The organism is Streptomyces sp. NPDC016845 (assembly GCF_044332585.1).
Taxonomy (GTDB): Bacteria; Actinomycetota; Actinomycetes; order Streptomycetales; family Streptomycetaceae; genus Streptomyces.
Genome location: NZ_JBIRPI010000001.1, coordinates 912,169 through 924,220, shown reverse-complemented (window position 1 = coordinate 924,220; position 12,052 = coordinate 912,169). Strand labels below are relative to the sequence as shown.

General features: G+C 66.6%; 8 protein-coding genes and 2 pseudogenes. 5 read left to right on the top strand and 5 right to left on the bottom strand.

Translation table 11 applies throughout. From position 1 onward, the window contains the following. Positions 1-4 precede the first annotated feature (4 nt). Positions 5-1,681: a carboxylesterase/lipase family protein gene (locus tag ACH4RC_RS03865; RefSeq protein WP_398194687.1), complete on the top strand. Its 1,677-nt coding sequence runs from the start codon at positions 5-7 to the stop codon at positions 1,679-1,681. A gap of 153 nt (positions 1,682-1,834) precedes the next feature. Here the strand turns inward: ACH4RC_RS03865 and ACH4RC_RS03860 are convergent, their stop codons facing one another. Beyond that, a complete protein-coding gene (locus tag ACH4RC_RS03860) occupies positions 1,835-1,966 on the bottom strand; it encodes a hypothetical protein (protein ID WP_398194685.1) in 132 nt (43 codons plus the stop codon). Then, complete coding sequence (locus ACH4RC_RS03855) at positions 1,942-2,481, bottom strand: Ldh family oxidoreductase (protein ID WP_398194683.1); 540 nt, start codon at positions 2,479-2,481, stop codon at positions 1,942-1,944. Before ACH4RC_RS03855 ends, ACH4RC_RS03860 begins: the two co-directional genes overlap by 25 nt. A gap of 43 nt (positions 2,482-2,524) precedes the next feature. Here ACH4RC_RS03855 and ACH4RC_RS03850 point away from each other — a divergent pair. After that, a pseudogene (locus ACH4RC_RS03850) lies at positions 2,525-2,986 on the top strand (helix-turn-helix domain-containing protein); the annotation flags it as partial. Between the two features lie 146 nt (positions 2,987-3,132). Here ACH4RC_RS03850 and ACH4RC_RS03845 read toward each other — a convergent pair. Continuing rightward, positions 3,133-4,385, bottom strand: a protein-coding gene (locus ACH4RC_RS03845; RefSeq protein ID WP_398194681.1) for an IS3 family transposase whose coding sequence is annotated in 2 segments (ribosomal slippage) — positions 3,133-4,103 and positions 4,103-4,385 — 1,254 coding nt in all. Because the reading frame shifts where the segments join, the coding sequence is not laid out codon by codon here. A 638-nt stretch (positions 4,386-5,023) separates the two neighbouring features. Between ACH4RC_RS03845 and ACH4RC_RS03840 the strand changes: the two genes are divergently transcribed. Beyond that, positions 5,024-6,697 (top strand): DUF262 domain-containing protein, encoded by a 1,674-nt coding sequence (locus ACH4RC_RS03840; RefSeq protein WP_398194679.1) that lies wholly within the window; start codon positions 5,024-5,026, stop codon positions 6,695-6,697. 160 nt (positions 6,698-6,857) lie between these two features. Next, positions 6,858-7,858, top strand: a pseudogene (locus ACH4RC_RS03835) (integrase). 46 nt (positions 7,859-7,904) lie between these two features. On the opposite strand, the gene ACH4RC_RS03830 reads toward ACH4RC_RS03835, so the two are convergent. Then, entirely contained in the window at positions 7,905-9,623 is a 1,719-nt protein-coding gene (locus tag ACH4RC_RS03830) for a hypothetical protein (RefSeq protein ID WP_398194678.1), read from the bottom strand. A gap of 308 nt (positions 9,624-9,931) precedes the next feature. On the opposite strand from ACH4RC_RS03830, the gene ACH4RC_RS03825 reads away from it, so the two are divergent. After that, positions 9,932-10,609 (top strand): integrase core domain-containing protein, encoded by a 678-nt coding sequence (locus ACH4RC_RS03825; protein WP_398194676.1) that lies wholly within the window; start codon positions 9,932-9,934, stop codon positions 10,607-10,609. Positions 10,610-11,143: 534 nt separating this feature from the next. Here the strand turns inward: ACH4RC_RS03825 and ACH4RC_RS03820 are convergent. Next, positions 11,144-12,052 carry an MBL fold metallo-hydrolase gene (locus tag ACH4RC_RS03820; RefSeq protein ID WP_398194675.1) on the bottom strand — a complete coding sequence of 303 codons (909 nt, stop codon included), beginning with the start codon at positions 12,050-12,052 and terminating at the stop codon, positions 11,144-11,146.

Here is a 12,052-nt window from a genome sequence, read left to right as displayed (position 1 = left end):
GAGCATGAAGTTCAGCGATACGACACCCACCCGGCGCTCCCTGATCGCCTCCGCGCTCCTGGCCGCGGCCGCCGGACCGGTCCTCGCCACGGCGGGCCCGGCATCGGCCGCCACCGGACGCACCGTACGGACCGCGTCCGGCATGCTGCGCGGCACCCCGGGAAACGACGCGTCCATCACCGCCTTCAAGGGCATCCCCTATGCCGCCGCCCCGGTCGGGGACCTGCGCTGGAAGCCGCCGACGCCGCCCGCGCCATGGAAGGGTGTGCGCGATGCCGACGCGTTCGGCGCCTCTCCCCCGCAGGCCCAGGCCGCGGACGGCAGCCTGAAGATGAGCGAGGACTGCCTGTTCCTGAACGTGTGGACCGGCGCATCGCACGGAGACCGGCAGCGGCCGGTGTTCGTCTGGATCTACGGAGGCGGATTCTCCGGCGGCACCAGCTCGGACCCGCTGTTCGACGGCGAGAACCTGGCCCGCAAGGGCGTGGCCGTCGTGACCTTCAACTACCGTCTCGGCGCGCTCGGCTTCCTCTCCACGCCCGAGCTGAGCGCGGAGTCACCGCACGGCGTCTCCGGCAACTACGGCCTGCTCGACCAGGTCGCCGCCCTGAAGTGGGTGCGACGCAACATCGCCGCGTTCGGCGGCGACCCGGACAACGTGACCATCGGCGGCCAGTCCGCCGGCGCGGGCTCGGTCGGGTTCCTGTCCATGTCACCGCTCGCCACGGGGCTGTTCCGACGCTCGATCGCCGAGAGCCAGGTCCGCGACCCGGGCGATCCCGAACTGCGCTACCTCGGCACCTCCTACCGCAAGGCCGCCACCGCCGAGGAGCAGGGCAGCGCCTACGCCTCCTCGCACGGCGCGGCAAACCTCAAGGAGTTGCGCGCCCTGCGCTGGCAGGACCTGAACGACGCCGCGGCGCTCCCGGACACCACCGTCGACACCGGGAGCATCGCCAAGCCGCCCCTGTTCAGACCGGTCGTGGACGGCTGGCTGATTCCGTCCGACTACGCCACGACGCTCACCCGCGGCGCGCAGAACGACGTGTCCTTCCTCGCGGGCAACAACCTCGACGAGAGCGGCGCCGTCCCGGAGACCGCCTTCGACTACTGGCGGAAGACCGGCTACCCCGACCGCCCCGGCGCGCCACCCATCCATGTCACCCTCGACGACTACACCGGCGACGCCCGGCGGAAGTTCGGCACCATGGCCGACGAGTTCCTCCGGCTCTATCCCGCGACCACGGACGACGAGGCGGCCCGCGCGAGCAACGACGCTGTTCGCGACAACGCCCGCAGCTCGACGTACCTGTGGGCCAGGCGCTGGACCCGCCACACGGACCGCCCCGTGCACACCTACTTCTGGACCCACCGTCCGCCCGGCCCCGACCACGACATCCGCGGCGCCTACCACGCCTCCGAGATCGCCTACGTCTTCGCCAACCCGACCACGTACTGGACCGCCAAGGACCACGAGATCGCGGACGTCATGTCGTCCTACTGGGCCGACTACGCCACCACAGGCGACCCCAACGGCCGCGGACTACCCGACTGGCCTGCCTTCAGGACGACTTCGCCCACGGTCATGGAGGTCGGCGACCGCTTCGGACCTGTCGCGGTCGCCTCGCCCGAACGGCTCGACTTCTGGAGGCGCTTCTTCGCCGCGCAGGAAGCGTGGTGATCCGTCAGCCCGTGCCGTGAGGTTCGTTCCCTCGTCGAGTCCCCCTGGGCCCTTGGTCGAAGCCCGGCTCACGGCGCCCGCAGGAGATCACCGTGGGCGGTGTCATGGAGCCGGGGCCGCTCAGCGCGGGCTCGGCGCGCTGGGCGAGCGGGCTCAGCAGCCCTCGGCGGCCGGTGATTGGGCGTGCCGGGCCGGTGGCGCTTCGTTCCCGTGGTCGAACGGGGGCGCGTCCAGCGAGAAGGCGCCGCCGCCCATCGTGGTCAGGAGTTCGACGAGCAGGGCCACGTTGCCGCCGCGGTGGCCGCCGAAGGGGAGCAGCGCGCCGGCGAGGGCGGCGGAGGTGTCGGTGGTGGGGCGCCGTCGGGGCCGACCACCATGCCTTCCGGGATCGGTTCAGCGGCCTCGGCCTTCCCGCGTACGTTCACGTGGGCGGTCCCTGACGATGCCTGGTCGATGACGAGGGGCGCAGCGTCCGGGCGCGGGACCGCGTACGCCAGCGGGTTGGTGCCGAGGACCGGGCCACCCGAGCCGCCGGGGGACATCCGGGCGGGGTTGTTGGCGCAGGCCACTGCGGTGAACCCGTGCTCGGCCGCGCGGCGCGGGTAGTGGCCGAGTTCGCCGCAGGAGCGGCGGATCCACAGCGCCACCATGCCGTTCTCCCGCACCGCGGTGAACAGGGTCTCCGCGGCGGCTTCGAAGGCCTCCTGGGCGAGCCCGTCCCGCGCGTCCACGAGCACACAGGCCGGCGCGGGGCGGGTCACCTCCGGGACGGCACTGCGGCTGCCGAAAATGCCGTCCACACAGCTCAGAAGCGTCTCCAACGGTGCGGCAGGATGAGCACTCGTGCTGCCTCGTCTCGCCTACCTGACCGTCACCAATATGTTCGCCGCACTGCGGTTGCTGCCGATGGGCAACCGCGGCAAAGACGCGGAGATCCTCGCCCTGCGTCACCAGCTCGCCGTCCTTCAGCGACAGCTCGGAGCAGACCTGCCCAAGTTCGCTCCGGAAGACCGGGCCCTCATTGCCGCCCTACTGGCGCCCGTGCCCCGTGAAGTTCTGTGCCGGCTCCGGATACTGGTCCGACCCGACACCGTGCTGCGCTGGCATCGCGATTTGATGAAACGGTGCCACGCCCATACCTGCCGGCCGAAAAGACCGGGTCGGCCACGCACTATCCGCGCAATCCGCGCGCTGGTCCTGCGCCTGGCGCGAGAAAACCCGTCGTGGGGTTATCTCAGGGTGCATGGCGAACTCGCCACCCTCGGCATCAAGGTTGCCGCCTCCACTGTCTGGGAGATACACAGACACCAGAAACTGCGTCAGGTCTCCTGCGAAGGTGAACCAACGGGGCCCCGTGCTTCGTTGACAGCGATCGTCCAGGCGTCCGGTTGCCCCTGCGGATCGGTCACCCAGAACAGTCGCTCTGAACCGTTCCGGGTTCGGTAGAGACTTCAGGTTGTGGTTGTGACCTGGGGTTTGGTGGTTGCGCGGTAGTAGTTGGCCTCGTGTTCGGCGGGTGGGATGTGCCCTATTTCACCGTGGAGCCGGCGGTGGCAGTACCAGTCGATCCACTCTGCGGTGGCGAGTTCGACCTGGGAAAGGGTTCGCCAGGGCCGTCCGGGCTTGATCAGCTCGGCTTTGAACAAGCCGATCGTGCTCTCCATCAGGGCGTTGTCGTATGCATCGCCGACAGATCCGATCGAGGCCGCGATGCCGGCCGTGTCCAAGTGCTCGGCGAGCCGGAAACTCGTATATTGCGACCCGGCATCGGAATGATGTATCAACTCGCCTTTCTGGTGCGGGTGTTCGTCGCGGTCGCGTTGCCATAGAGCCATGTCCAGGGCGTCCAGCACGAGCGTGGTCTCCTTCGACGTGGCGGCGGACCAGCCGACGATCCGGCGGGAGAAGGTGTCCACGACGAAGGCGACGTAGACCACCCCCGACCAGGTGCTGATATGGGTGAAGTCGGCGGCCCAGCAGCGGTTCGGGGCCGGCGCGACGAAGTTGCGGTCCAGCAGGTCCGGGGCCCGCTCGACGGAACCGTCCGGGATCGTGGTGATGATCTTCTTCCCGCGGACGGCACCGGTGACGCCAAGCTCACGCATGAGGCGTTCGACCCGGCACCGGGCCACGACGTGGCCTTGACGGTGCAGCTCACGCCAGACCTTCCGGGCCCCGTACACACGGTAGTTGACCTCGAAGATCTGCTGGATGAGTGGCTTCAGCGCGGCATCGCGGACGGTGCGGGCAGACGGGGCCTCGAGCCGCTTGCGGTGAGCGTAATAGGTGGAAGGGGCGATCTTGCAATCGTGCTCGGTAAGCACACGGCAGATCGGCTCGACACCGCCGAAGCGGGCCCGGTGCTCGTCGATGAACGCTACGAGCGAGTGTGTGGCCGGTCGAGCTCGGCCGCGAAAAAAGACGCCGCAGCCTTCAGGATGTCGTTCGCCCGCTTCAGCTCGGCGATCTCTTTCTTCATCGCCTTGATCTGCGCGGACTCCTCCGTGGTCGTCCCCGGACGCTGCCCGGAGTCGACCTCGTCGCGCTTCACCCAGTTCCGCAGGGTCTCCGCCGAACCGATGCCCAGCTTCTGGGCGACGGCCCGCAGCGCGGCCGACTCGTTCGGATACTCACCACGGACCTCGGCGATCATGCGGACGGCTCGTTTGCGCAGCTCAACGGGATAGGAGGAGGGACGTGCCATGACTCAATCCTTTCACGGAATCGAGTCTCTACCGAACCCGGAACGGTTCACTCACCGTTGTTCGCGCCACCAAGGTAAGCAGAAGCGAGGAATCCACCGGCGCCGGGTAGATGCCCCGAACTGGATCAGATCACATCTGCTCCCGGAGTCGGACTCGACCTGTGCCCAGTCCACCAGCGGCTGGCGGACGGCGGGAGGGGGGCAGAGCTCCGTGAGGCGCTCAAGGGGACTCATTCGATTCCGCTCCTGCGTCGGATCTGCTGCGCGGCATGATCGGGGTTCTGGAACTCGGCTCTGAGCTGGAAGCCTCGGTCGCCTTCGGCTTCCATGGTTGCCACTTGGGCACAGCGGTCTTCGCATCGTCGGTGTATTCAAGCTAGACGCTGTACTGGACGATCTCACCAGGGTGACGGCCACGACTGCCCGATGCGAGGGTCTCTCAGGTTGGCGTGGCCGACCTGTTCATGCGCACCGAGGGCGTGTGCAACGGCGCTCAGCCACGTACCGGATCACACCGCATGAACGCGATCCACGGGGCATACGCCCCCTACTGCTTCACCAGGACAGGACCCACCCGCGTTTCGTTCAGCTACCGGGATTCCCGAGACATGTCGGCAACAGCCCTACATCATTGAGCGATGCAGCAACTCGAGGCGCAGGAAGTGTCCCTGCACAAGGTGTTCAGCAGTGACTACGACTTCAGAATTCCGGATTACCAGCGGCCGTACGCCTGGGATGTCGAGCAGGCCGTGCAACTGCTGACGGACTTGGAGGAGTCGCTGGACAGAGGGGCGGTCGAACCCTACTTCCTCGGCTCCATCGTGCTCGTCAAGGCCAAGGGGGACACGTCCGCAGAGGTCATCGATGGCCAGCAGCGCCTCACCACCCTGACGATCCTGCTCGCCCTCCTTCGCGACCTCACCGAAGACCCCGACCTACGCAACGACCTTGACAAACTCGTCACGGAGCCCGGCAACAAGGTTCGTCGCCTCGACCCCAAGCCCAGACTCACCCTGCGCTTCCGGGATGCCGGCTTCTTCCACCAGTACGTCCAGACAAAGGGAACCACCGACACACTACGGACGCTAAAGGAGGAAACACTGGCCACGGACGCCCAAAAGGCCGTTCTGCGCAACGCGAGGGCGCTACACGCGACACTTGCCGACTGGTCGGAGGAGCGGCGACTGGACCTGGTCCAAATGCTGGGTGAGCGCACCTTCCTGGTCGTCGTCAGCACCCCCGATCTGGACAGCGCGCACCGCATCTTCAGCGTGATGAACTCCCGGGGCATGGATCTTTCGCCCACGGACATCTTCAAGTCGCACATCATCGGCGCGCTGGACGAGAAGGCCTCAGAAAGGTGCGCCCGCAAGTGGGAGGACGCCGAGGAGGCTCTCGGGCGGGACGACTTCGCCGACCTCTTCCTCCACCTGCGCATGGTGTTCGCGATGAAGAGAGCGGAACGAGAACTGCTCAAGGAATTTCCCGAGCAGGTGCTCAGCCGCTACCTTCCTGGCAAGGCCGAATCGTTCGTCAATGACGTCGTCGTGCCGTACGCGGATGCCTACGTGCAGATCCGTGACGCCGACTACTCGGCGGCCTCCGGAGCGGAGCAAGTCAACGCTTGGTTCAAACGGCTTCAGCAGATCGACAACAACGACTGGCATCCCGCGGCCCTCTGGGCGCTGCACAATCACGGTGACGACCCGGCCTGGCTCGACACATTCCTCGGAGCACTGGAGCGGTTGGCGGCGAGCATGTTCATCCGCCGTGTCTACACCACTCCGCGCGTCACCCGTTACGCGGACCTCCTGCGGGAACTCGACGCGGGCCACGGCCTCGACTCGATCTCCTTGCCCCTGACGGACACGGAGAAGGCCGAGACCCTCGCGCGCCTCGACGGCGACATCTACCTCGTCACCAAGACCCGTAGATATGTCCTGCTGCGCCTGGACGAAATGCTGGCCGGGCAACCCGGAGTCTCGTACGACCACAACGTGATCACTGTCGAGCACGTGCTACCGCAAAATCCGAAGCAGGGGTCGCGATGGCTGCATCACTTCACCGATGAGCAGCGTGGGCAGTGGACGCACCGGCTGGGCAACCTCGTCCTGCTCAGCCGAAGGAAAAACGCCTATGCACAGAACTACGACTTCGCCGAGAAGAAGGCGAAGTACTTCACCGGCAGGCACGGCGTATCCACGTTCGCCCTGACCAGCCAGGTCCTGCAGCACCAGGAGTGGGCGCCGACGGTGCTGCAGAAGCGGCAGCGGCGGCTCGTGGGGCTGCTGGTCGACGAGTGGAACCTGTAAGGGCCCGAGGACAGCGCCCCGTAGACGACGGGGACGCCGACATTGCCCTTGTCGAATACCTCATCCACACAGGTGGGAGCGGTCTTCCATGGCGCCAGCCGCGGTCGCTCGAGTCAGCGCTCCCACGCGGCTCGCAGTGGGCGCGGCATGATGATCGACCGTGCTGTTGCGACTGACCTACCTCGGCGTGACGAACGCGTTCGCCATGCTGCGCCTGCTACCGATGAGCGATCGGGACAAGGACGCGGAGATCCTCGCCCTGCGTCAAAGGACGCGGAGATCCTCGCCCTGCGTCATCAGATCACGGTGCTGAAGCACCAACTCGGCAAGGCCAGGCCGCGGTTCGACCCGAGCGATCGGGCGTTCCTGGCGGCGCTCCTATACCGGCTTCCGAGGGATGTGCTGCGCCTGGCACGAGAAAATCCCAGCTGGCTACAGACGCCTGCACGGCGACCTGCTCGTACTGGGAGTGGAGGTGGCCGCCTCCACGGTATGGGAGATCCTCAAGGAGGCCGGCATAGACCCGGCACCCGAACGCGCCTCCAGCACCCGGGCGGCCTTCCTACGCTCCCACGCCGACGCCCTGCTCGCCTGCGACTTCTCCGGGACGGTCACCCTGTCCGGGGCGAGGATGTACGTGTTCGCAGTCATCGAGCACGCCCACCGGCGGATCCGAATCCTGGGCGAAACCGCGCACCCGGCCGCCACCTGGGGGGCACAAGCCGCGAAGAATCTCTTCATGGACCCCGAGGATGCCGGTTGCCGACACGCTTCCTGATCCGGGCCCGGGACCGGGACCGGGACGGGGACGGGAAGTTCCCTGACCTGTTCAACGCCATCCTGGCGGACGCGGGGCTTGAGGTTGTGCTCAGCGGGATCCGGATGCCGCGGATGAACTCGATCATGGTGAGGTGGGTACAGACCTGCCGACGCGAGTTGCTGGACCGCACCTTGATCTGGAACCAGCGGCACCTGCTCCACGCCCTGCGCGAGTTCGAACACTTCCACAACGGCCATCGGCCCCATCAGGGCATCACGAACGCCCGGCCGCTCCGCCCACTACCCTCACCCATCGCCGATCCAGAGAAGATCGCCCGTCTCGACATACGGAAACGCGAGCGCCTCGGCGGCATCCTGCACGAGTACCAACATGCGGCGTGACCAGAACGGATGGAGTTTCCGGCAAGCGCACCGTGCAGGACAGGTTTCAGACGGTGTTGCCAGTTGTCGCCACCGATTCCGTCACTTCAGCGGGCCCTGTGGCGGTACTCGGCCCTTCTTCACCCCCTTCCTCGACGGCGTACCGCCGCCGCTTCAACGCATCACGTTCGCTCTCAGGGATGGTCATCGACTCGGCAAGCACGCCGGCGAACGCGTCCACATGAGCGTTGTCGATGCCGGGAGGAAACAGCCATCGGATGTTCTCGTCGCGGGTGATGAGGTCGACGGATGAGCGCGTACCCTTGTTTGAAGTGGTCGCTGCACGGACGTATCGGACCTGGTCGAGCGGAATATCCTGACGGATCTCGCCTTGTTCGAGGAACGCGTTCGTCCTGGCTGTGATGACGCGGCGATCCGTGACGGCGAGCATGGTTGTTGTCACGCCCTTGTCCCTCGCCGCGGCCAGTTTCCCTTTCGCTCCGCCGATGATCGCGGCGATCGAATCGAGGGCCTCAAGTTGCTCGGGGAACCCGATGGCTTGGAGTGTCTCGCCGTTTGCGAGACACCATCGCAGGACGCGAAGGTACGACTTGAGATCGAGCGCTTCGGGAGCACAGATCACGCTGGGGGCCTCTACCGGAGGGACCGGCGGACGAAGAGCGTCGGCGAGAGGCTCGACCGCTTCCAGAAGGCGGGCGGCGATGGCACGCGTTGCCTTCGCGTCCTTGCGCTTCCCCGGCAATGACAGCGTTTCGTGTCCGGGGAGCTCGGCGAGGATGTGGAGCTCGCGCGTCAGGGCGTCGACGAGACGCGTCGTGTCGGCGAGAGCCGAGTCGAGTTCGGCGCGGGTGTCGCGCACGATGACCTCGACGAGCCGTGCCTCGGCCGCGTCACCATGTCCGGCGTCTCTCGCTTTTCCGGCGTGCAGCGCCTTGTACCCGGTCCATGCCTTCTGAGAGTCCAGGAGGGCGAAGGCGTCGAAGACGATCGCCTCAGCATTCGTTTGCAGGTATTCACGGCGGCGACGCGGGTCAGCCCGGTCTATCTGCTGCACATGGTCTTCGACGTTGTTCCGGTACAGCTCAAGCTGTTTACGCAAGATCGCTTCACTGCTCGCGACGCTTTCCCACAGGGAGGCGGGAACGGCCTCGATTTCACGCGCTTGATCGACCGCGCGATCGAGCGTGGCGACGAGCCCCGTCAGTTCGGCCCACTGTTCTTTGCGAATGGTCGACAGCACTTGGCTCGTCAGCGCGATGTTGGTCCGGACGAGACGCGTGACTTCGCTGAGCTGCATCTGCAGGGCGACCATGGCCAGCGCCGGTCCGATCATGGCTACGGTCTGCGCGGCGCTTACCAACGTCGCGGGGATGAAGCGGGCCTGAGCGACGATACGCCCCTGGTACATCACTGTTCCGAGGTTCGCGCCGTCCTTGATGGCGAGCGTCGCGCCAGAATTCAGCAGGGCTTGTGTCGCGCTACCGATTTTGTAGATTCCCTGCGCGCTCGCTAACGCGTTGCCGAGGTTGCCTGCCACGGTCGCCGTGTTTCCGATCGAGGCGAGAACTGTGGAGATCTGCATGCGGTCGGCTTTCGACACGAGACCGAAGTCGAGTAGATCGGGCTTGAGCTCCGGTATTTCCTCGCCGAAGACGACAGCGACGCCCGGAAGTACCTCTGCGATGACCGTCGATGCGGTCGCTGAGGCGGTGTCCGCGTCATTCTCCCCGGTTTCGATGCTCGACGACTCCGAGCGGTCCTGCATGACATATCCTCCCTGCGAGCGAACGCACGACCGGACGGCGCTGGCGTGCACCGCCGGATTCTACGGCTCGGCGCCGGGAACGCACTGCCCATCCCGATACAGCAGTCGAACAGCCCGTCTGGGCGGACTTCCTTCGCTCGCAGGCCGAGGCCCTGCTGGCCTGTGACTTCCTGGAGACGATCACCTTGTCCGGGTCGAGGCTGTACGTCTTCGCGGTCATCGAGCACCGTGCCCGCCGGGTTCGGGTCCTGGGCGCGACCGCGCACCCGACCGCCTCCTGGGTTGCGCAGGCCGCGAAGAACCTTGTCATGGACCTCGAAGATGCCGGCTCCAGGGCCAAGTTGTTGATCCGGGACCGGGACGGCAAGTTCCCCGATCTGTTCGACGCCATCCTGCGCGATGCGGGGATCGAGGTCGTGCTCAGCGGCGTCCAGATGCCGAGAATGAACTCAATCATGGAAAGGTGGATGCAGACCTGCCGACGTGAACTCCTGGATCGCACCTTGATCTGGAACCAACACCATCTCCGCCACGCCCTGCGGGAGTTCGAAGACTTCTACAACTCCCATCGGCCTTCTACAACTCCCATCGGCCTCACCAGGGAATCGCGAATGCCCGCCCGCTTCGTCCCGCGCCTGTGCCAGTCGATCCACAGGAGATCGCGCGCCTGGACATACGAAGACGTGCACGCCTCGGCGGCATCCTGCACGAGTACCACCATGCCGCATGACCTGCGCGGATGGAGTTTTCGGCAGGCGCAGAGCCACAGGTCACAACCCGGGCACGGATGTGAACGTACGCGCAAGGAATCGAATATGCGCGCACCGTCCCAAGTGGGAGCAAACAGGCATGGGGACAGTGGGAGCACGCTCCCACTCCCCCGCTCCCACCAGGTAGCGAACGAAAAACAGAAAAAGGGCCGTTCGAGAACGGCCCTTCACCTGCGACGTTCGATCGTTCGAACTTGTCGGGACGACAGGATTTGAACCTGCGACCCCTTGACCCCCAGCAGTGCGGTCGCTCCCGCCCCCGGGTCCCACGCCCTACTGCGTGCGGTTCACAGAACTTCGCTCCACTCGGAGTCATACGCGTCTGTTGAACGCCCCTGCTTCTCCTCCCACTTGCACCGCCTTCAAGTGGCCCGCCAGTCGTATGCCGTATGCCCTCTCCAAGAAGCCGAGCTCCGTACCACGCCGTTCACGGATGCTTGCGGTGTCCCGCCGACGCTCGTGTGCCGTTCGGGCACCTCCTCGTGGCCCCGCCACCACGAGGAGAACCATGCCGACTGTCGGGTGCAAGGTACGGATTCCAGGTTCTCCGACTCCCCATACCCGCATCAGGACACCGCGAAGGGCCACCTGTTCCATAGGGCTCACCGGAGAAAGCTGCACTCGACGGATATCGACCGGACCAGTGCACGCAACCGCCGCCACTCCTGTTGACCTTCGCGCAAGGCCCGCCGACGCAGCGCGGAGGAGCACTGCGGACCGGCGGGCCTTCAGCGAACGTGTAGCGGGTTCCTATCGGCTACCCTCGTCCTCCCACGGGAGCCAGCCGCCGGCGTCGTCCACGGTGCCGAGCTGCTGGTCGGCGAAGTGCACGCCGAAGCCGAAGACGTCGTCCTGGGCCATGAACCGTACGAGTCGGCGACGCGAGTGCTCGGCCTGTGCCCGGTCGTGGTCGAGGACGACTTCCCAGTCGGGGTGCCGGACCTGGACGGGGGAATGCATGGCGTCACCGAAGGCCACGATCCGGCGGCCGTCACCGGTGTCGAGGACCCAGGCCGTGTGCCCGGTGGTGTGCCCGGGCAGCGCCCAGGCCCGTACTCCCTCCGCGATCTCCGTTCCGTCGGCGACGGCGACGGTCCGTTCGCTCTGGCCGGCAAGTCGTGGGCCGGACGCGGGATCCAGGCCTCGAAGCTCTCCTTCCCCGACGATCCAGCGCGCGTTGGGGAACAGGCTGCGCGGATCGTCGACGGCGTCCGGCCGGGCCCACCCCGTGTGGTCGTCGTGCAGGTGGGTGAAGGCGACCGTCTCCAGCGAGGCGGGGTCGACGCCCAGGCTCCGCAGGTGCTGAGGGAGGCTCTGCACGTGGTCGAAGCCGTGCTGAAAGTGTTCGGGCTCCTCGCCGGAGATGCGGCCGTGGCCGGCGTCCAGGAGCAGGCGCTTCCCGCGACGCTCGACGAGCAGCGCGCCGCATCCCATGGCCAGGTGGCCCGCGTCCGTCATGTGGGGCCCGTGGTCCGTCCAGTCCTCATCGGCCGAGGCGGGGTAGACGCGGGTCGGGATCATGTGGACGCCCGCGTCGGGGACGTAGGTGAGGGTGAGGTCGCCCAGGGTGCGCGTCCACAGGCGTGGCATGCGGCCCCCCGAACTGTTTGCGGGATCGTGCTGCGCGTAGGCGGTGGTGGGCTGGTCGCTGGAGCTCAT